This window comes from Curtobacterium sp. MCBD17_040, assembly GCF_003234805.2.
Lineage (GTDB): Bacteria > Actinomycetota > Actinomycetes > Actinomycetales > Microbacteriaceae > Curtobacterium.
In genome coordinates, this window is sequence record NZ_CP126274.1 from 388945 (window position 1) to 408742 (window position 19798).

Consider the following 19798-nt stretch of genomic DNA (forward strand, 5'->3'; position numbering starts at 1 on the left):
CGTCCGCGCACTTCGTACGCAGTCATCCCTTCGGGGTTGCGGGGTACCGCAGCTCGACGCAGTCGTCCGGGATGACGATGGGGTCGCCCGGTGCGACAGCGGCGGCTTCGACCACGCTCATCCCGGCCGGGTCGATGCCTGCGTCCAGGAGCCGCCCGGTCAGGACGGTGAGGAAGTCACTGCTGGACCCGTAGTGCGACTTCCAGTGCGGGTACCGGGGCTCGCGAAGCGTCTTCTTGTGCTCATCCCACAGCTCGTCGTCGCCGAAGTCCTCGACGTACCGGGCACGCAGCCGCGCCCAGGCGAGATCCGTCCACTGACCGCGCACCGCGATGGCGAGGTCGCGAGCCGCACCACTACGCTTCCGCGACGCTTCCCGCCGCTCCGACCTGGCAGTGATCGCTGCGGCAAGTGCCGCCTCAACTTCGTCGTCCTGCCAGATGACCTTCCCAGGGCGGATGCTGTCCCAGTAGTTCGTCCGCCAGGCGAGACGGTCGTTGCGGTTCGAATCGTGCGACTCGTACTCGTAGTCGAGGTAGAACCGCAGGTCGTCGGCCTTCCGGATCGCGCGAGCATCCCGCGTGTAGTGCTTGTTGTCGTCGCTGGCGAGGTGGATGGTAGCGACCGTGCGGTCCCGGTCGTCGTTCGTCCCACGCTCGGAGTACACGACCCGGAACGGTGTGTGCTTGTGCGGGCTGGCGAGGGTGTGACGGTCGCGGCTGCTGACCAGCTGCGTCGGGTGGTGCAGAAGGAAGTCGAGGAACTCATCGATCTCAGCGTCGGTGAGACGGGTCTCCTTGTTCGGGTCGAGCTCCCACGAGTCCCAGGTGTTCGTCTGGTGCAGGATGGTCCACTTCGCGACCTGTGCGCGGGTGATCGTCTGCCAGGCGTTGCGGTTCTTCTCGGTGCCGGTGGTGTTGAACGTGATGATGGTCGCCCACACGTTCGCCGGCGTCACAGCCTCGGGGTACTGCCGGGCTTCCGGTACGACGGCGATGTAGTCGTTGGTGCGGCGGGCGATGACGATGGCGTCCGGGGCGGTTTCGTGGATGGCGGCGAGGGTCGCATCTGACGTCGGGGTCTGTCGGCGCTTGTGCTCAGCGAGGATGAGCCGGGACGCCTTCGCGTCGTCGGCGTTCAGCGGACGGTGCCACTTGTTCGCCGTCTTGTACCAGCGGATGAGGTCGTCCGCGGCGTCGCCGACGGCGTCCAGGTCGTCGTACCCGCTGGTCTGTGCGAGGACGGCGACGAGCGCATCGCGGAACGGCTGCTCCTTCGCCTGTTCCGCCTTTTTGAACGCGATGGCTGCACGCAACAGTGGGAACATCACCTGGTAGTGCTGCCGCTCACTGCGAGCGGCGAGGTACTCCTCCATCTCCTCCACGGTGACGTTGTCGAGCGGGATGACGAACTTGTCGCCGACGCTGAACTTCCCCGTCGCCTTCCGCTGCGGCTTCGTGTAGCCGCGGTACCGGTCGTACACGTTGTCGGTTCGGTCGAACGTGAAGGAGAAATCGAACCAACGGTCCTGGATGCGCTTGATCGTGTACACCCCGTCCGGCGGCTGGCAGCCCTGCGGACTGACGTTCGCCGGCTCGTAGTTCTTCTTGTCCTCGTACAGCCGGAACCCGCGACCCCAGCCGAATGATCCGACGACACGCATGCCGGTGTCGAGCGACGCGGTCCGCTCCTTCAGCCATTCGGTGAACGGCTGTCGGACGGCGGCGAGAGCGTTCTCATCGTCGGTGATGACGCGAACGACTCCACGGTCGTACGCCGCCTGGTCGATGAACGACAGGCCGCCCTTCGGCAGCGGGTGGAACACCTTCGTGCGGTCCACGAGACCCTGCAGTAGCAGCGCCACCTTCATGTAGTGCCGGGTGAGTTCGTCCGCGGCTTCCTCGGCGCGGATCCAGGCAGAGGAGCCCGGCTGCATCGGGCGGCGCTCCGCACCGACGGTCTCATCGAACATCTCCGTGAACAGGTCCGCGCGGGGGACGGCGTGCTCGCCGACGCTGAACGGCGCGGTGGTCAGCCACAGGTTCTCCCCGTTCCGCACCAACCAGAACGTCTCCCGGTTGGCGGCGTTCATGGCTGCGTCAGCGAACGGGTCGCCGGCGTAGTCCTTCCACCGGCCGCGGGGCTGCAACGCGACAACGCCCTTGGTCTCCGGGATGATCTGGTCGACGTTCCGCTGGTCGGCGTGCAGCCAATCGACAAACTCCCCGATGTTGGAGAAGTCCATGCCGCCCTCGTCGGCGAGGAACGCGGTCTCCTCATCCATGTTCAGCGTCGTCTGCCGGAGGATGACGACCTCGTCCGCTGATGCGCGTTCCCCCTCCCTGATGGGGATGATCTCCTCGTCCCGGCCAAGGTAGAGGTTCACGGCGCTGATGCCATCCTGCAGCCGGTCCATCTGCTTCTGCAGCGGAGCCAGGAGCGCGTTCGCGTCCCGCATCATCTGCTCGAGCTCACGCCTCTTCCGCTCGATGAGGTCGCGGGCAGCCTGCTGCGCCTCGAGCGCGGCCTTCCTGGCGCGGACGATCTCCTTGTGTGCGCTGGCGAGGCGGGCCTTCACCTCGATCGCGTCCTCGGGAGAGGAGGTCATCGCGATGGAGTTACCGGGAACTGCGACATCGGCAGCCTGGCGGGCGGCGTCAGCGGCAGCGCGGAACACCTCGATGGCGTCACCTGAGTCGTCGTCGGCGTCGGCGGGAACGACGGCGGTCATCGGATGACCTCCGACGGGCTGGTCTGCGGGCTGCTGCGGAAGTCCAGCGGATGCGGGGTGGAGCTGCCGATAATGTCGAGCAGGTCGGCGGCGGAGTAGCCCGTGTCGTTGTACCGCCAGACGCCGTTGCCGGGGTGGCCGTAGCGAAGGGCGATGTGCTCGCCGTGGTCGGCGTCCGTCCACGCGATCGCGGCAGCGTCCGGCAGCCCGTGGATGAAGGGGAACTCGGGACGAGCGTCGAGGCGGACGACTGCCTGTCCGATGGCGGTGACGAGGGCCTCATCGGCGACGGCACGGACCAGGTCACGGTCCGCGGTGCGGCCTGTGCGCTCCTCGACGGCTGCTCGGATGGCGGCGTGCACTCGGACGCGGTACTCGGCGTTCGTGGTCTGCTTCGGCATGCTTCCTCTATGCGCGGAAGCCGGACGCTCCTGTGCGGCGTGCCAGCCGGATGATCCCCTGTTCGGCGAGGCGGCGCCCGGATTCCTCCGCGCTGACGAAATCCATCTGAAGTCCGTGGCCGATGGGGACGACGGAGTGGAGGATGGTGTCCTCGTACACGTGCACGAGGTTGTATCCCTGGTTGGCGTCCTCGGTGCGCATGCCGTGCTGCGGGGCGGTGAGGTCCTGCGTGTACGACGACGCGGTGGCGACGGAGACCGGGATCCCGGCGAACGTCCCGAACGACGTGTGGTGGATGTGGCCGGCGAGGATGGTTCGCACGTCAGAGCTTCGGACGACCGCTGCGAGGTCCTGCTGGTCTAGGAGTTCGCAGGTCACCGCCTGCTCCACGATCGACGGCAGCGGCGGATGATGCAGCGCCAAGATGCTGCCGCGCGGCGCCGGCGTCGCCAGTTCGTTCCGCAGCCAGGTGAGCTGCTCCGGTCGGATCTGCCCGTAATGATGCCCGGGGACTGTGGTGTCCAAGCTGATGACGCGCAGCCCGTCGAACGTGGTGACCGAATCGACGGGGGAGCGGTCCACCGACTGGGAGCCGAGCAGTTCCCGGCGGAACACCTCCCGGTCATCGTGATTCCCCATCAGCCACAGCACCGTCGCTCCGAGACGATGCGCGACCGGACCGACCACCGCTCGAATCCTCCGGTACGCGTCCCGGTCACCGGTGTCAGCGATGTCCCCGGTGAACACCAACGCCGCAGGCTTCGCACCCGACGATTCCAACCCGGCGAGCGCGCGCTTGAGATGACCGGTTGCATCCGCGACGCCGTACAACGGGTCGTCGGTGCCGAGCAGATGCACGTCGGAGAAGTGCACGAGGAGGAGATCCGGGTCCGGATACTCGGTGAAGCGGACAGCGTTGGCCGAGGCGGTATTGCTCACGGTCAGGCTTGTATGCGGCGGGCGCCGCGCACACAGAACAGCATGACCACCTCAGACGCGCGCGGGAACCTGCACGCCAGCACCGGCGAGTTCACCCACAAGCACTTCACCGCCGACACCGTCGCCCTCACCACAACGGACCGCGCCGCTGTGCTCCCGGAGGAACAGCAGTGGGACGGGTCCGGCAACGCGGTCATCGCCCGCGAAACCGACCCGTGGCTCCGCGACGCCAACGGCCAGGACATCAACCTGGCCCGGTTCAGCAAGCACCCGGTTGACGGGCCGTGCGGCGAACGCATCCACGCCATCCCGGGGGTGCTCGCCCCGTGGAACGGCAACGGCGTCGAACGGTGCGACATGTGTGGCCTGTACGAAGGGGACCTCGAGGCGGCGACAGCGCTCGCCGCGAGTATCGGACCCGACGTCACCGTCTGGTACGAACCAGAGACGTCTGCTCCGGCACCGGCCTCGGATGATGCGATCCTGGCGGCCCTGTCAGTCACCCTCGCGGCGCAGACCATCGCCGCCCGCAGCCGACAGCTGACCGCTGCTGAGGACGACGCGCTCGCCGCAGCGGCAGGTCGCGAGGACGAGGATGTGCACAACGCTGCCTGGGCTGCGGTGCGACGCATGGAGCAGCGGGAGGCGCACCTCGCCGCCGTCGATGGCCGCTCCACCGACGTGGAGTCGGTGAACCCGAACCGCGCCATCGCCGAAGCAATCCTGGACGACGGGTTCCTCGCCGACGGTGGGACCGACGCGCATCTTGATCCTTGCTCCGCGGCCCGGGATGCCGCGGTCGCCCTCACCTACCGGTGGAAGATCGGGTCCGGCGAGGCTCCCGGGTGGACGCAGGCCGGCTACGACAACCTCACCGCGCCGTGGCGGCGCGTCATCGGGAAGGTGCATCCGGACGACGCGGACTGACCGCACCCGCCGACGTCCGTCCGCGCATAGAAGATGGTGACCGCACCGCATCACCACCCCGGAGGACCAGTTGGCTGACTTCTCGTACACGGACGCCATCGACCAGGCGAAGACCGCCGCGCTCGCCTACTACGACGGTTCCGATGAGCTGATGACCGACGCGGAGTACGACCACCTCCTCGACCGCATCCGCGAGTACGAGAAGGCGAACCCCGACGACGTCGTCGAACACGGCCTGTTCACCGCAGTCGCCGCCGGAGTCAGCGTCGGCGGGAACGTCACCTACGACGTGCCGATGCTCTCCCTGGACAAGGTGAAGGACCTCGCCGACATCGAATCGTTCGTCGACCGGGTGGCTGCAGCGGGCGGCACCGTGCGCCTCGAGGCGAAGTTCGATGGGATGGCCTTTAACGCCCGCTACGAGAACGGCACCCTGGCGCAGGTGTCCACCCGCGGTGACGGGGTCACCGGTGAAGACCTCACCGACAACGTCATGAAGCTCCACATCACAGGCCTCCCGAAGCAGCTCGGGTCCGCCCTCGCCGACGGCGTCCTGAACGTCCGCGGCGAGCTGCTGATGACCCGCGACGACTTCGAGTTCTCCAACGCCAACCGCGTCGCCTCCGGCAAGCCCGCATTCGCGAACCCCCGGAACGCAACCGCCGGTTCCGTCCGCAAGAGCGACCTCGACTACGACGTGCGCCTGACGTTCATGGCGTACGACAGCGACCGCGGCATCCAGGACGGGAACCTCGAGCTCGCCGGGTTCACCACCAGCAGCGGATTGGACATCGCCGCCGACAGCACCGATGTCATCGCCCGCGTCCTCGCGTTCGGCGACGAGCGGAAGGCGGCGGACTTCCCGTACCCGACCGACGGCGTCGTCCTCAAGGTGGTGGAACCGGAGGTGTGGGCCGCGCTCGGGACGACCAGCCGCGCGCCGCGGTGGGCAGTGGCGTACAAGTACGAGGCGGAGACCGCCGTCAGCGCCGTCCTCGACATCATCGAAGGGGTCGGCCGCACCGGCAACATCAGCTACACCGCCATCTTCGACCCGGTCACCGTTGACGGGTCCACCATCAGCCGCGCCACCCTGCACAACCCGTCCATCATCGCCGAGCTCGGCGTGGGTATCGGGTCCGTCGTCCAGGTATTCAAGGCGAACGACATCATCCCGCGGGTCGGCCGCGTCGTCGAGAACCCCGAGGGCGTCACCCCGTACATCCCGTCGGATGTCTCCCCGTCCGGTGCGCCGCTGGACAAGTCCGCCGTCATCTGGCGCTCCACCGACCCGGCCGACAGCATCGGCGCTCTCATCTCCTACGCCGGGTCGCGTGACGCCCTCGACATCGACGGGTTCTCCACTGCCATCGCCGACGCACTCGTCTCCGGCGAGCGCCCGCTCGTCAACGACCTCGGTGACCTGTTCACCCTGCAGTTCCAGCAGCTGGCGAACCTGAGCCTGGGCACCACGGAGAAGGGCACGAAGCGCTTCCTCGGTGGGAAGGTCGCGGAGAAGATCCTCGCCAACATCGACGCCGCCAAGGCCCAGCCGCTGAACCGGGTGATCACCGCCCTCGGCATCCGGAAGTCCGGTCGCACGTTCGGCCGCCGTCTCGCGAACCACTTCCACACCATGGACGCCCTCCTCGCCGCGACCGAGGAGGACTTCCTCACCTCCGGCATCGAAGGGGTCGGCCCGGAACGCGCCGCCCTGTTCCACGAAGGGTTCCAGCGGAACCGCGCCGTCATCGACAAGCTCCGCGCCGCAGGCGTGAACATGGGGGAGGAGCCCGAGCAGGCCGCTGAGGAGACGGCGGCCGCGCTGCCGCTCGCCGGGATGAAGGTCGTCATCAGCGGCGCCCTCAACGGCCCGCTCGCCGGCACCTCACGGAACGAAGCGAACGAGCTCGTCGAACGGATGGGCGGGCAGTCCTCCGGGTCTGTGTCGAAGACCACATCGCTGCTGGTCTCCTCCGAGGTCGGAACGTCGAAGTGGCAGAAAGCGACCGACCTCGGCGTCCGCATCGTCACGCCCGAGGAGTTCGCGGAGATGATCGGACGATGAGCCGTCGGAAGGCGCTCACCAAGGCCGTCTCTACAGTCATCTGGGAGTACCAGTACGACGCAGGCACTTCGGGTAGCGGACCGTTCTGGATCGTCGAGGACGACGAACGATCCGCCAGCTGGAAAGCGCACGGCGACGGCGGGACAGGCCGCATCCGCTCCTACACGAAGACCGTCACCACCACAGAGCCCGTCATGAGCGACCCGCTCCCGAAGGCAGGTCTCGGCGCCGACGGGTAACCGCTCGACCGCGGACCACGCATAGGGACACGACGCTGCTCATCGCGATCGCCTCGGCATCCACCGCGACTGAGCCCGAGTCGTCGCCGGAACGTGTTGCATCTTCCGCACCTTAGACGGATGTTCGATTTACCTTGCATCACCGGCGACCAGCGAAGACAGTGCGGCCCTCACCCCAACTCGGTGTTCGGAACGCTTAGGCACGGCGACACATCCATGTCCTTGGCAGGTGTCCTCGTCTCCGTTGCCCACAACAGCGGGTTGTTTGCTTGGCGCGACGACCGCCAACGGCTTCGACGGCGGGCAGAGGCCGCCGCCGACGCTGACGGCTGCCCGGCAGGGCGGTGCACGTTCAACTCGATCGGTTTCGTGTTGCCGCGTACATTCAGGGCATGACGACGCTCCCAACCCGCCGCAAGGACAAGCCAGGTGTTCCGAAGGCTGCCGGACTCTCCGGCGGAGCGTTCGCGTCCCAGGAACACGGCGACGCGGACGACGTCGCGCTGCACAGTCCAACCGCGGCTGCAAGCGCTGTCCCGGACACCGCTGCCGGGCGCGCAGCGGCACGCCTCGCCAACGCTGAACCGGTCCTGACCGACCGGTTCGCCCAGGGGCGGCAGGACTACACCGTCGAACGCATCGTCGTGCTTCCCGCACTTGGGGACGCGCCGGAGCAGAAGGTCCGCATCTACCTCCGCCGTGACTCCTACGCGGAGCAGTCGTACGTGGCGTCCGACCTGCTCACCCCGACCGGATGGGAACGCATCGACTCCCTCCCCGGCAGCGTTCTGGCCGAGCGGACCGACTCGCCGCACGCCAAGCGGACGGTCGGCGACCGCCTCGCACAGTGCACCCCCATCATCAAGCAGCAGCTGCAGCTCGCGGCAACCATCCTGTCCTGACCGGGGCAGCCGCATCTGCTGCTGCTGCCCGGGTTCCGGTGACCCTGCGACGTGCTCGGAACGATTCGGCCGCTCTCCGAACGCTTACCGCTTGTACGCTGGCAGACGGGACACACATGCCCGACTCAGCCGAGCAAGCGGCGCAAGCCGTCGCCGCCTGCTGCCGCACACATGCTGGACATGACTGGTAACAGCACCCGCCGAAAGGACCGCCCCGGCATCCCGAAGGTCACCGGCCTCTCCGGCGGAGCGTTCGCCGCGCAGGAACACGCCGAGGACGACGCGCTCGCGCTCGCGTACGACGCGAAGCACCCCGGCGGAGAGTCATGGACCCTCATCGAGGACGCGCAGGACCTCCGCGAAGCCATCGAGCTTGAGAAGAACCTCTTCGATGAGAGCGTCCGCGAACTCGACGGAGCCGACCCGGACTTCGCAATGAAGCTCAGCCGCCTCAGTGAGGATTCCGTCGAGGCGTACGCAACGATGCTCGAGCGGGTCAACCAGCGGTCCCCGAAGTACAACTTCCAGGCGTTCAACGAGATGTGGAGTCGGTCCCTCGACCTGCCGTTGCGGAGGCGCATCGCGGCGTTCACCAGCACGTGGCGTGTCGCACTGAACGACGACGGCACATTCACCGTTCTCCGCGGTGTGCACATCACCGGGAACGAGTACACGTACGACGACCGGGAAGCAGCGGAGTACCGGCTGGAGAAGCAGCTCGCCCGGGACGCTCGGGCGAAGGCGTACCCGAAGCTCAGCGCACACGACGAGGACTGGGACGTCGACATCGCGGAGGCCCACGAAGAGCTCCTCGACGCGTACGCCAAGGCGAAGCCGAACGACGCGGCCGAAGTCACCAGCGTCAACCCGTGGTTCGGCATGGTTCGATTTGAGACGAACGGCGACGACGTGGTGGTCGTCGACGAGAGCCAGATGCTCGAGCACGCGACCGAGATCCTGCGGTACGACAGCGCCCGACTGATGAACCTCGGCCCCGACGTACTCGCCGGCGGCGGGAGCCGGGACACCCTCGCCACCCGAATCGCGAGCGCCCCGAGTCTCTTCGGGGGCCTCATCGGCGCAAAGGACGGATCCGAAACGCTCCCCGGCGCCGACGGCAGCACCATCCGCACGTACCTCATTCCGTAACGCTCCACCATGGCGGCGATCGACCAGGTCCGGATCGGTCGCCGCCACCGTCATCTTCGATACGCTCCAGCTGCCCGCGAACGCACCCCGCATCCGCGTCGGCAGACGGGACGCTCATGGCCGACTCCGCCGTGCACATGGAACGACTCGAAGCGACCAGCCGCCGCTTCGGCTACATCACGTTGCCGGCAACGTTGAGTACCGACGTCCTCGACACCCTCGACGCGTTCGCCGACGCAGCCCCCGCGCTCGCAGCGGAAGCATTCACCATCGAGGTCCTCGGCGACCTCGTCGTCGTGGATCTCATGGACGACCGCACGTTCCCGCTCGAGGTCCGAAGCCGATGAGCTGACCGTGCGAGACCGTCGCGCGGATCACCGGTCGTCGGCGACGCGGAACGGCCCGCGCGTAGGGTTGCACGAACTGCGGGTGGCGCGCCCACTAAGCCGCACGCCCAGTCATTCAGCCCCGCGGCGTCCGTGACCGTCGGGACGTTCGTCAGCGGACCCGCAACGCGGCGCATAGAAGCCGGCATGACCTCCGCATCTCAGACGACACCTGACGGACGCATCATCGTCGCCACCGACGGGTCCGCGAACCCGAACCCCGGCCCCGCAGGATGGGCGTGGTACGTCTCCGCCTCCTGCTGGGCAGCCGGAGGCGCCCGGAACTCCACGAACAACCGCGCAGAACTCGCCGCGGTGCTGAACCTCCTCCGCGCCACCGCCGGCACCGGCGCACGGCTGCACATCCTCATCGACTCGAAGTACGTCCTCGGCATCATGGGCGGGAACAACGCGTCGAAGAACACCGACCTCGTCGCCACCCTCCGCGCCGAGATGACCGGCCGCGACATCACCACCGAGTGGGTGAAAGGCCACCGAGGGAACACCCTCAATGAAGGAGCCGACCAACGCTGCGGCGACGCATCAGCAGCAGCACGCCGCGGCACAGCAGTGCCCACAGGACCCGGATGGACGCTGTGACGGGACGGCCGGAACCGATAGCGTCCAACGCTGGGGAAGCGCTCTGCGCCGACTGCGGGACGAGCGGAGCGGCCGCTGGGCTGTGTGTCCTGTGCGATGACGAGTCGTACGAGTTCCTCGACGACAGCGACCGATGCCTCGATTGCTACGGACCCGGTGTCAGCATCGACGGCGTCTGCGACTCCTGCTGGGACGACCGGCACGGCGTTGGCCACGACGGCGTCCGCTGAGACGGCCGCGCACACGTCAGGCATGACCGCAGACTCTGCCCGGGAAGCCGCCCGCCACTCGAATGGTCAGTTCGGTTTGCAGGAGCGGCCGCTGCCGAACCTCCTCCTCGAGCGGCCGGACCCGAACGCCCTTCCCATGTGCGGGAACTGCGGTGGCACCGTCCGTGACGGCTACTGCAGCGACTGCGGCCGCCGAGGGGACTGGGTGTCCGACACCTGCGACGACTGCGGCCGCGACCTCGAAGAGGAGGAGGCCGCGAGCGCGTTCTGCGATGCATGCGCGGAGAACGTTGGTGACGACGCGCTCACGCATCGGGAGCGAGCCGAGTACGCCGCGGAATGGGCAGCAGGGCCCGGGCGGAAGGCCCTCACCGACCAGGAGCGAGCTCACCTCGAAGCGGCGCTCAGTAGGCCACGGTGAGGTACTGCGAGAGGTTCAAGCCTCGGCGTGCCGCCTCATGAACGCCAGCATCCCCTCCCGGAGCCCCGCCACTCGAGACTCACTCCACCCCGTCTCAAAGGACTGTGTCGGAGGCGGCGGAGTGGTTACCGTGCGTGCACCGTTCGTGTAGTCGGAATGAAGGACACGGGTGCCGTCCGTCGTCACCATCAACGTCTGCGCGCGTCCGTTGACTTCCAGCTCCAGTACCCAGCCTTCCGCGAGCACCTCGGAACCGGGGAAGTACCGGATGTCCCTTTCCCAGCCCACCTCCTCCTGTTCCCGTTTGAAGAGCGGCGTCGGTGTGACGCTGTGTGCTTTCGCCCATGTCGCGAACTCCTGCGCGAGCGAGAGCGCACGCGCACCTTGCGCTGCCTCCTCGTCTCGCCGTACGTCCACCTCACGCTGCAGGGCGCCGAGGCCGGAGGCGGGAGAACTTCCGCTGTCCAGCCGGAGCAGCGTGTGCAGCCGCTCCGTGTCGAAGGAACCGTTCGTGGTGACGATGGTGGCCGGCATCTCTTCGTCGTCTGGGATGCTCAGTCCGAGCGTGTGCACCGTCTGCAGGAGCGTCGCGTGCAGTTCCCGTTCCCAGCGGATGTCTCCGGCATGCTTCGCAATTCGCAGCGCAACGGCCAACGCCACTGCCAGGTCGTAATCGTCGCGAATCGGGTCGTTGGCGGAGGCGTTCATCAGGCGTCCGGAGCGACGCACGTGTGACGGTCGAACTGCTTCATCGTGTGCTCCTCACGCTGCCGGGCTATCCGCCGCGAGCCTAGCGGCCGGGGCGCAGTCAGCAGGGGGGTCGATTCGCGGCGGCGGCGGGTGGCGTTGGCCGCGCATAGAACGTCCATGACCGCCTACCCGTCCGAGTTCTCCTGGCTTCCCACCGGCACCGTCCTCGTCGGCGAGTATGGGTCCCGCGCGCACGGAACCGGGAACGAAAACTCCGACCGGGACTTCCACGCCATCCGCGTAGAGCCGCGCGCGTTCGTCACCGGCCTGTCCCAATTCGACAGCATTCGGCACTCCTCCGCCAAGGAGGGGCACAAAAGCGGACCCGACGACCTGGACACCACCGTGTACGGGTTGCGGAAATGGGCGACGCTTGCCGCGGCGGGAAACCCGAACATGTACGTGCTGCTGCACCTACCGAAATACGAGGTGCTCAACGACGTCGGACGGATGCTCCTCAACCACCGGCACCTGTTCGCCTCAAAGGCGGCCGCGCCGAAGTTCCTCGGCTACCTCGACTCGCAGAAAAAGGCGATGCTTGGTGAGCGCGGCGCCCGCGTCCAAAGGCCAGAACTTGTGGCCAAGCACTCCTTCGACACCAAGTTCGGGTACCACATGGTCAAACTCGGATTGCAGGGACTCGAACTCATCCGCACCGGACAGATCACCATCCCGTTCGACGGTGAGCAGTTGACAACCCTCCGCGGAATCCGTGCCGGCGAATACACCCTCGACGACGTCGTCGGCATGTCAGACGAGCTCACCGCCCAGATCCGCGCCGCCGCGGAGACGTCCAACCTGCCCGACCAACCCGACTACACCGCCATCAACCGCCTCCTCAACAACATGTACGAAACCTCGTGGGCGCAGGAGTGAGGTGCAGGTGACGGTGCCGCCCAAGGGCTGCTAGCATCATCGAACCCGAGTCGTCCTCTTGTTGGGGCAGTGATGCGTGATGCGTGTTCGCAGTGTGGTCACCATCGTCATCAGCGTCGCCCTAATGCTCGCTGCCGCTGGCTGCACTAAGACCGTCCCGCCGGCGAAGACCGTGTCGGCCGACCACGCCACGTTTCTGTCTGGGCAGGCAGTGGACCTCCGTACCTCCGACAGTGTGGTCGTCGACGTACCCCAAGGGCACCTTGATGGGAACGGCTCGGTCACCGTTACCAAGGTGTCGCGCGGGGCCACACTCACCGGGTTCCACATAGCGCTGACCGGGGCGAAGCTCACCGGAAGCGCCACGATCCGCGTCGCGCACCCCATGCAGAAGGGCGAACCGGCACCCCTCGTCGGCTGGTCGGAGACATCGACCGGGAAGCTCCGCTACGACACGCAGGTGACCACCACCCAGTCTGGGGTGAGCATCACCACGAATCACTTCTCGTTCTGGTACCTCGAGTACGCATCGGCGCTGCTGTCGTCGCTGACCTCGGCAGTGAACGGACTGCTGTCCGTCACCGCGTCAGCACCGCAACCCGCCTGCGCCGGCGCAGCCGTAGAGCAGACGTCCGGAGTCACCGTCACGTCCTCATCAGGCAACCGCGTGTACTGGTGCACCGGGCGAACCAGCAACCGGCAACCGACCCTGACCGTAACGAACGCTCGCCACTACGCCGTCGCCGTGGAAGCAACCCCGGGCCTCAAAATTCAAGATGAGGACAAGTCCATCCTTGACGCCTTTCCCCGCGTACTCGTCGGCCTCCAAGCGCGCCGTGGAAGCAAGAGCGACAACATGTACCTCCTGCAAGGCGGCCAGTCGTACACATTCATCGACACGGCCACCACCAGGCAAGGCGTGAACATCACCCCGAACCCCGGCGCTTACCTCGCCGACGTCAGCATGTTCGCCCTTCAAACCGTCCTGCTCCTGCTCGAGTTCCAGGAAGCTGGCGGATTTGGCGATGTCAGCACAGCTACCAAGACCGTCTCATCCACCAAGAAATGGAGCACAGTCCTCACTACCCTCACCGGACCAGAACGGAAAGCCCTCCGCGTGCTCGGAACCGCTCAGGACTGCCTGATGCCCGTCGACGAAATGGCAGAGGCGAACATGACAACACCGGTCGGCGTCATCAAGTTCCTGGACGCCGCGCTAGACCAGACACTGCACTGCATGAAACCCGCCCTCGCCGCCGCCGACCAAGCATTCGCCAAGGCCGCCGGATTACTCCTCAGCGCCATCAACTGGATTATTGACGGACTCCAGCTCATCGCCAACGCCGCCACCGCCACCGTCGACACACTCCTCGGCGGAGGCGGGTACAGCATCACCATCAGCCCACCAGCCGCCGTCCTACCCGTACTGGGCGACCTCGCGGCCTTTCCCAACGGCTACACCGCCGGCCTTGGGGCGGCACGACCCAAAGTCATCGACTTCGGCGGAGACCCAACCAGCGTCGTAGGGGACATCACGTGGGCGTCATGGGGCGGTCCGAGTGCTACGGGCACCGGGACCTCCACCGACGACACATCAGGCGCTGAGGTCGCAGGTGCACCTCAGAACACGGCAAGCATCTACGCCTACGACCTCGGTATCTGCAACGGCAAGCTCGAGTACCAGAAGCTGCTGTGGTACTTCCCGTCGGATGGGCAAACTCTCGCGAGCAGCCTCGCGCAGGAGGGCTCCTACAACGAGGTCTCCATCTGCGACTTCCCGCAGTGACGCCGCACGGGTCGGTGTTCGTCCGCGCATAGAGGGTGTGTGACTGATGCAACCCCTGTGCAGCGAGCCCTTCACGCCATCGACACGCTGGAGCTGTTGACCGCTGGTGAGTTCACCAGCGCTGGTCGCGCGCAGCTGCTGTCCTGGCCGGGGTGGGGTGCGTTGGCGCCGGCGTTCGAGGACCGCACGTCGGGTGCGTGGGGGAGCATCCGGGAACGGCTCGAGCGCATGTTCTCCGAGGAGGAGCTCGAGTCCGCTGCAGGGCAGGTGGACACGTCCTACTTCACTCCGCCGGTCGTCGTCGACGCGGTGTACGCGCTGCTGCGCGCTGCCGGGTTCACCGGTGGCGCTGTCCTGGAACCCGGGTGCGGGTCCGGCCGGTTCATGGCCGCTGCACCCAACGACTGGCCCGTCAACTGGACCGGCGTGGAAATCGACCCGGTGTCCGCTCGTATCGCCCGGGCCGTGAACCCCGGCGCTGACATCATCGAAGCGCCGCTGCAGAAGACCGCGTTCGTCGCCGGCAGCTTCGACGCGGTCGTCGGGAACGTTCCGTTCGGGCAGTCGTACGTGTACGACCCGGTGTACGGCAACGGCACCATCCACTCGTACTTCATCCGCCGCGCCCTCGACGCGGTCCGCCCCGGCGGATACGTCATCGTCATCACCTCCCGCCACACGATGGACTCCACCTCCGGCATCGACGAGGTCATCGACGAGACCGACGCGCGACTCATCGCCGCGGTTCGGCTGCCGTCGGGAGCGTTCGGCAGCGAGGGAACCGAGGTTGTCGCCGACATCCTCGCGTTTCGGAAGAACGCTCGAGGTGCCAGGGCGCACGGGTGGGACAACTTCGCGGAGAACCGCGCCCGCGCTGACGGGTCGAACCCGCGACCCCGGGTGACCGCGCAGCACGGCGGCGGTCAGGTAGTCCCACGGACATCAACGCGTACTGGGGGAAGTACCCCACGCATGTCGCCGGGGACCTCAAGGTCACGTCGTTCTACAAGAACCCCCTCGTCGTCATCGCCGACAACCCGCAGGAGCAGATCCGCGCCGCAGTTGCCGCTGCCGCAGCCACGCTCGTGCCGATGACCAACCGGGCGGAGGGCACCCCGGCACCCGACGTGGTCACCGAGGATGAGTCGGGCCGGAAGGAACGTTCGTTCCACCTCATCGACGGGAAGCTGCACGTCATCACCGACGGTGTTCCCGTGCTGATGAAGGACTCCGCGGAACTCCGCGCCCTCGTAGCGCTCCGCGACGCCGCCACGACACTCCTCGCCCTCGAAGCGGACCCGGACACCGCCGACACCGTCATCACCCCGGCCAGGACCACCGCCCGGGACCTGTACGCGGCGTACGTGCAGAAGTACGGACACCTCAACCGTGGCGTCCTCGTCGAAGGGAAGCCTGACCCGGAGACCGGCGACCCGACGTACACGTGGCGTCGGCCGCGGCTCGGCGGGTTCCGGCAGGACCCGGACTCCGCGACCGTGTTCGCGTTGGAGGAGTTCAACCAGGACACCGGCGACGCCGCACCTGCTGCGATCCTCCTCCGCCGTGTCAACCACCGCGCCACCCCCGTCACCAGCGTCGACACCCCGGAGGAAGCGGTCGCGGTGTGCCTCGGCGAGCTGGGACGCATCGACCTGCGCCGTATCGCGGAACTGCTGAACCTTCCCGGCCCGGTCGCCGCCCTCGACACGCTCGGCGACCTCGTCTACCTCGACCACGGCGTGCCCGTCCCTGCCAGCACCTACCTGTCCGGCAACGTCCGCCAAAAGCTTGAGGACGCACGGCACCTCGCGGCCACCAACCCGGCGTACCAGCGGAACGTTGACGCGCTCGAGCAGGTGCTGCCCGCACCGGTCGGGGTCCTCGACGTCAGCGCCCGCCTCGGCGCTCCGTGGATCCCCGCCGCGGACATCGAGCAGTTCGCCAAGGACGAGCTCGGCGCCGGATGGGCGAAGGTGGAGTACACCGCGGCCGCCGCCGTGTGGGAGGCCGACGGGTCCGCATCCCGGTCCGCCCTCGACCAGTACGGCACCGCCCGGATGACCACCATGCGCATCCTCGAACATGCCCTCAACGGCACCAGCCCCGTCATCACCGACGAGGAGTGGATCGACGGCCGCAGCGTGAAGGTCCGCAACAACCAGGAGACCATCGCCGCGGAAGAGAAGCTCCGCCTCATGCAGGACCGGTTCTCCGTCTGGGTGTGGGAGGACGGTGAGCGGGCAATCCGCCTCCTCGCCGAATATAACCGACGGTTCAACTCCCACGTCGCCCGCATCGCCGACGGCTCCTACCTGACCTTCCCCGGCCTCGCCGAGCAGGTCACCCCGTGGCCGCATCAGAAGAACGCTGTGGACCTCATCCTTTCCACCGAACGGACCCTCATCGCCCACCCCGTGGGAGCCGGGAAGACCTTGTCGATGGTGCTCGCCGCGATGACGCTGCGTCGGTTCGGTCTGGCGCGGAAGCCGCTGATCACCGTCCCGAAGCATCTGCTGGACCAGATCGTCCGCGAGGCGCAGCAGGCGTTCCCCACCGCCCGGTTCCTCATCGCCGGTGAGGACGACCTCCGCGCCGACACCCGACGCCTGTTCGCCGCCCGCTGCGCAACGGGAGACTGGGACGCGGTCATCATCACCCACCAGGCGTTCACCTCCCTTCCGGTGGCCCCGGACGTCGAGGAGCGGTGGCTGCAGCAGCAGAAGTTCGACCTGCAGGAGGCGATGACCGTCGGCTCCGTCATCGGTGCAAAGGGTGCAAAAGCCATCGCCCGAGCCCTCCGCACCTTCGAAGCGCGGCTGCAGCAGCTGCGGCACGGGGTGCGCGACGAGAACTCGGTGTTGTTCGACGAGCTCGGGGTGGACTACATCATGGTGGACGAAGCGCACCTGTTCCGCCGTCTGCCGACGAACACGAAGTCCCGCGACAACGGGTTCGGCACCGGCTCCTCCAAGCGCGCCACGGACCTGCTCCTCAAGGTCGAAGCGCTCGCAGCGAAGCACCCCGGGAAGCCCGTCGTGTCCCTGTTCACCGGCACCCCCTGGTCGAACAGCCTCGCGGAGACGTGGGTGTGGCTGCGTCTGCTCGCCCCGCAGCTGCTGACCGCTGCCGGCGTGAAGATGTTCGACCCGTGGGTGGCGACGTTCGTCAACTACGAGACGAACATCGAAGTTGCCCCGGACGGTTCCGGGTTCCGCATGCAGCGTCGCCCCGTCGGGGTGAAGAACCTCCCCGAGCTCAAGACGATGCTCCGGCAGGTTGCCGACATCATGTCCGCAGACCAGCTCGGCCTCGACGTTCCCACCGCCCACATCAAGCAGCGAGTCGCCGAACCGTCCCCGCAGCAGCTGCAGTACATCCGCGCACTCGCAGTGCGAGCAGACCGCCTCCACAACGGCTTGAAAGACAAGCGGTTCACCATCACCGGCCGGCAGGTCGACGACAGCATGCTCCTGATCTGCAACGACGGCCGGAAGGCAGCGATCGACCCGCGCCTGGTCGGCATCGATGAGGACTCCACCAAGCTCATCCTCGCCGCGGACGACATCGCCGCCATCTACCACGACGGCGTCAACCGCACCTACGGCGACAGCACCGTCACCGGTGTGTTCCAGCTGGCGCTGCTGGACTGGGGCACCCCGAAGCCCGGCGACACGCAGGTGTACGGCCGGCTCCGCACCCTCCTGGTCCGCCGCGGTATCCCCGCGAACCAAATCCGGTTCGTGCACGACGCGACCACCGACAAGGCCCGCGCCGACCTGTTCCGCGCCTGCCGCGACGGGTCCGTGTCCGTCCTCCTCGGCTCCACCGCCAAGGTCGGTATGGGCACCAACATCCAGACCCGCCTCGCCGCCTTGCACCACATCGACGCGCCGTGGATGCCAGCGGAGATGACGCAGCGTGAAGGGCGAGCCATCCGGCCAAAGAACCTCAACTCCGACGTCGCCATCCACCGCTACGTCACCGAGTCAACATTCGACGCTTTCACATACTCCACAATCGAACGCAAGCAGCGTGCGTTTGAAGCGCTGTACGACCCGTCCGCGACCATCCGGGAAGCCGAAGACGTCTCCGAGGTCGCCCTCGGCTACGGGGAGATGAAGGCGCTCGCCGCGGGGAACCCGCTCCTGCTCGAGCAGGCGAAGCTCTCCTCCGACGCGCAGCGGCTCCGGCTGCTCCGAGCAGTGCACATGCAGAACGTAAACCGGGAGCGAGCGTACGCACGGCAGGAGCGGCAGAAGTCCGCCGCCGCATCCGCCGCGGCGACACGAATCGGGGAAGCGCTCGGAGCGCTCACCGAAGCGACCACGGAGGACACGCAGAACCTCGGCGCAGTCGCCACCCGAGTGCACCAGCGCGACACCGCCCACTCGTACGCGCGTGACCCCTGGCGCGGTCTGCGACTGTCCGTCACGTCGCAGCGGGTCGGGAAGAACCAGGTCATGGTCGTCGAACTGAGCGTCAGCTACCGCATCCTCGAGACGTTCGTCATCGCGCCGGCCCTGCGTCGGAACGGTGCTGCCGCGATCGCTGCGGACCTCGACGCTCGCCTGAACAGGTGGGCGGACAGCGCTCCCGCGCTGCAGCAGCAGCTTCGCAACACCGCCGACCAGGCGACGCGGGATGCTGACGCTGCCGACGCCCGCGCTGACAGCGCCCCGTTCGACCGGCAGGCGGACCTCGACGCCATCCTCGTCCGCCTCGCCCACGTGGAGCGGGCAATCACCGACGAAGCGGAAGCGAACAGCGGGTACGCGCAAGCCGCGTAGAGCAGGCAGGCACGGATGGGGAGGAAGCAGTTCGCATATCGCTTCCTCCCCATGGGCCGCCTCCTGCGGACGGGCCTCTCGCGGGTTCGGGTCACCGCGACCTCTCACCCACCATTCGCCGCCTCGGCCGCCGGTGCTGAACCTCTACGGTTTCCCGCAGAGACTGACCAGCTCCCTCCCACCGGAACGCATAGGGGAGAGCATGACCGTCACTGCCACACTCCCTTCCATCCACGCCGACTGGGTCGCACTCGCCGCCCGGCAGGCCGCCACCGCAGCAGCAAACCGAGACCACGACAGCTGCGGACTGCAGCGGATGCCGTTCGACGACCTCCCCGAGGAGCGCCGCACGGAGTACCTCCTCGACGCGCAGGACGCCGTCATCGCCGCGCTCCCCATCCTCTGGGAAGCCGCACGCACTGCCGCTGTCTCCGCCGCCACCGCCACGTTCGCCGCCCACGCAGCCGGTCACCCAGTCGTCGCCGGCATGACGGCGCAGGACGCTGTTCTCGCGCGACTGAACGCCGTCCTCGGCGACGAGCCCGTCATCACCGGCTGACGTCGCCGCAGGCGAAAACGCCCACCACCTGCGACAGGTGGTGGGC

At 67.4% G+C, this 19798-nt stretch carries 17 protein-coding genes; 13 read left to right on the forward strand and 4 right to left on the reverse strand.

The genetic code is table 11. The annotated features are described in order from the left end of the window. Window positions 1–22 precede the first annotated feature (22 nt). The 3 genes from DEI94_RS18315 to DEI94_RS18325 are packed head-to-tail and all read right to left on the reverse strand — an operon-like array spanning window position 23 to window position 4072. Window positions 23–2731, reverse strand: a complete 2709-nt coding sequence (locus DEI94_RS18315; protein ID WP_111027473.1) for a hypothetical protein — start codon at window positions 2729–2731, stop codon at window positions 23–25. Next, window positions 2728–3132 (reverse strand): hypothetical protein, encoded by a 405-nt coding sequence (locus tag DEI94_RS18320; protein WP_111027474.1) that lies wholly within the window; start codon window positions 3130–3132, stop codon window positions 2728–2730. Before DEI94_RS18320 ends, DEI94_RS18315 begins: the two co-directional genes overlap by 4 nt. A 7-nt stretch (window positions 3133–3139) precedes the next feature. Then, window positions 3140–4072, reverse strand: coding sequence for a metallophosphoesterase (locus DEI94_RS18325; RefSeq protein WP_111027475.1), 933 nt, complete (start codon window positions 4070–4072; stop codon window positions 3140–3142). 42 nt (window positions 4073–4114) lie between these two features. On the opposite strand from DEI94_RS18325, the gene DEI94_RS18330 reads away from it, so the two are divergent. From DEI94_RS18330 to DEI94_RS18365, 8 genes are all read left to right on the forward strand, one after another. Continuing rightward, entirely contained in the window at window positions 4115–4999 is an 885-nt protein-coding gene (locus tag DEI94_RS18330) for a hypothetical protein (RefSeq protein ID WP_146249549.1), read from the forward strand. 70 nt (window positions 5000–5069) lie between these two features. Then, window positions 5070–7067, forward strand: a complete 1998-nt coding sequence (gene ligA / locus DEI94_RS18335; protein ID WP_181441870.1) for an NAD-dependent DNA ligase LigA — start codon at window positions 5070–5072, stop codon at window positions 7065–7067. Beyond that, window positions 7064–7306 (forward strand): hypothetical protein, encoded by a 243-nt coding sequence (locus DEI94_RS18340; protein ID WP_111027478.1) that lies wholly within the window; start codon window positions 7064–7066, stop codon window positions 7304–7306. Before ligA ends, DEI94_RS18340 begins: the two co-directional genes overlap by 4 nt. 392 nt (window positions 7307–7698) lie before the next feature. After that, entirely contained in the window at window positions 7699–8208 is a 510-nt protein-coding gene (locus DEI94_RS18345) for a hypothetical protein (RefSeq protein WP_111027479.1), read from the forward strand. Window positions 8209–8388: 180 nt separating this feature from the next. Next, window positions 8389–9357 carry a hypothetical protein gene (locus DEI94_RS18350; protein ID WP_146249550.1) on the forward strand — a complete coding sequence of 323 codons (969 nt, stop codon included), beginning with the start codon at window positions 8389–8391 and terminating at the stop codon, window positions 9355–9357. Window positions 9358–9473: 116 nt separating this feature from the next. Then, window positions 9474–9704 (forward strand): hypothetical protein, encoded by a 231-nt coding sequence (locus tag DEI94_RS18355; protein WP_111027481.1) that lies wholly within the window; start codon window positions 9474–9476, stop codon window positions 9702–9704. A 186-nt stretch (window positions 9705–9890) separates the two neighbouring features. Continuing rightward, window positions 9891–10343, forward strand: a complete 453-nt coding sequence (locus tag DEI94_RS18360; RefSeq protein WP_111027482.1) for a ribonuclease HI — start codon at window positions 9891–9893, stop codon at window positions 10341–10343. 156 nt (window positions 10344–10499) lie between these two features. After that, entirely contained in the window at window positions 10500–10994 is a 495-nt protein-coding gene (locus DEI94_RS18365; protein ID WP_284183750.1) for a hypothetical protein, read from the forward strand. Window positions 10995–11009: 15 nt separating this feature from the next. On the opposite strand, the gene DEI94_RS18370 is transcribed toward DEI94_RS18365, so the two are convergent. Beyond that, window positions 11010–11702, reverse strand: a complete 693-nt coding sequence (locus DEI94_RS18370; protein ID WP_111027485.1) for a hypothetical protein — start codon at window positions 11700–11702, stop codon at window positions 11010–11012. 159 nt (window positions 11703–11861) lie between these two features. Here DEI94_RS18370 and DEI94_RS18375 point away from each other — a divergent pair, with 159 nt between their 5' ends. The 5 genes from DEI94_RS18375 to DEI94_RS18395 all read left to right on the forward strand — a co-directional run bounded on the left by DEI94_RS18375 (window position 11862) and on the right by DEI94_RS18395 (window position 19752). Further along, a complete protein-coding gene (locus DEI94_RS18375) occupies window positions 11862–12620 on the forward strand; it encodes a nucleotidyltransferase domain-containing protein (protein ID WP_111027486.1) in 759 nt (252 codons plus the stop codon). Window positions 12621–12714: 94 nt separating this feature from the next. Next, window positions 12715–14406 carry a hypothetical protein gene (locus tag DEI94_RS18380; RefSeq protein ID WP_146249552.1) on the forward strand — a complete coding sequence of 564 codons (1692 nt, stop codon included), beginning with the start codon at window positions 12715–12717 and terminating at the stop codon, window positions 14404–14406. Between the two features lie 96 nt (window positions 14407–14502). Further along, entirely contained in the window at window positions 14503–15501 is a 999-nt protein-coding gene (locus tag DEI94_RS18385; protein ID WP_146249553.1) for a methyltransferase domain-containing protein, read from the forward strand. Then, window positions 15498–19193 (forward strand): helicase-like domain-containing protein, encoded by a 3696-nt coding sequence (locus DEI94_RS18390; protein WP_111027489.1) that lies wholly within the window; start codon window positions 15498–15500, stop codon window positions 19191–19193. The genes DEI94_RS18385 and DEI94_RS18390 overlap by 4 nt, the downstream gene beginning before the upstream one ends. A 202-nt stretch (window positions 19194–19395) precedes the next feature. After that, window positions 19396–19752 (forward strand): hypothetical protein, encoded by a 357-nt coding sequence (locus tag DEI94_RS18395; RefSeq protein ID WP_111027490.1) that lies wholly within the window; start codon window positions 19396–19398, stop codon window positions 19750–19752. Window positions 19753–19798 lie beyond the last annotated feature (46 nt).

Coding starts and splice junctions, on each gene's coding strand:
- DEI94_RS18315 (WP_111027473.1), bottom strand. CDS start 2,731: ATGACCGCCGTCGTTCCCGCCGACGCCGACGACGACTCAGGTGACGCC.
- DEI94_RS18320 (WP_111027474.1), bottom strand. CDS start 3,132: ATGCCGAAGCAGACCACGAACGCCGAGTACCGCGTCCGAGTGCACGCC.
- DEI94_RS18330 (WP_146249549.1), top strand. CDS start 4,115: ATGACCACCTCAGACGCGCGCGGGAACCTGCACGCCAGCACCGGCGAG.
- DEI94_RS18340 (WP_111027478.1), top strand. CDS start 7,064: ATGAGCCGTCGGAAGGCGCTCACCAAGGCCGTCTCTACAGTCATCTGG.
- DEI94_RS18345 (WP_111027479.1), top strand. CDS start 7,699: ATGACGACGCTCCCAACCCGCCGCAAGGACAAGCCAGGTGTTCCGAAG.
- DEI94_RS18350 (WP_146249550.1), top strand. CDS start 8,389: ATGACTGGTAACAGCACCCGCCGAAAGGACCGCCCCGGCATCCCGAAG.
- DEI94_RS18355 (WP_111027481.1), top strand. CDS start 9,474: ATGGCCGACTCCGCCGTGCACATGGAACGACTCGAAGCGACCAGCCGC.
- DEI94_RS18360 (WP_111027482.1), top strand. CDS start 9,891: ATGACCTCCGCATCTCAGACGACACCTGACGGACGCATCATCGTCGCC.
- DEI94_RS18370 (WP_111027485.1), bottom strand. CDS start 11,702: ATGAACGCCTCCGCCAACGACCCGATTCGCGACGATTACGACCTGGCA.
- DEI94_RS18375 (WP_111027486.1), top strand. CDS start 11,862: ATGACCGCCTACCCGTCCGAGTTCTCCTGGCTTCCCACCGGCACCGTC.
- DEI94_RS18390 (WP_111027489.1), top strand. CDS start 15,498: ATGACCAACCGGGCGGAGGGCACCCCGGCACCCGACGTGGTCACCGAG.
- DEI94_RS18395 (WP_111027490.1), top strand. CDS start 19,396: ATGACCGTCACTGCCACACTCCCTTCCATCCACGCCGACTGGGTCGCA.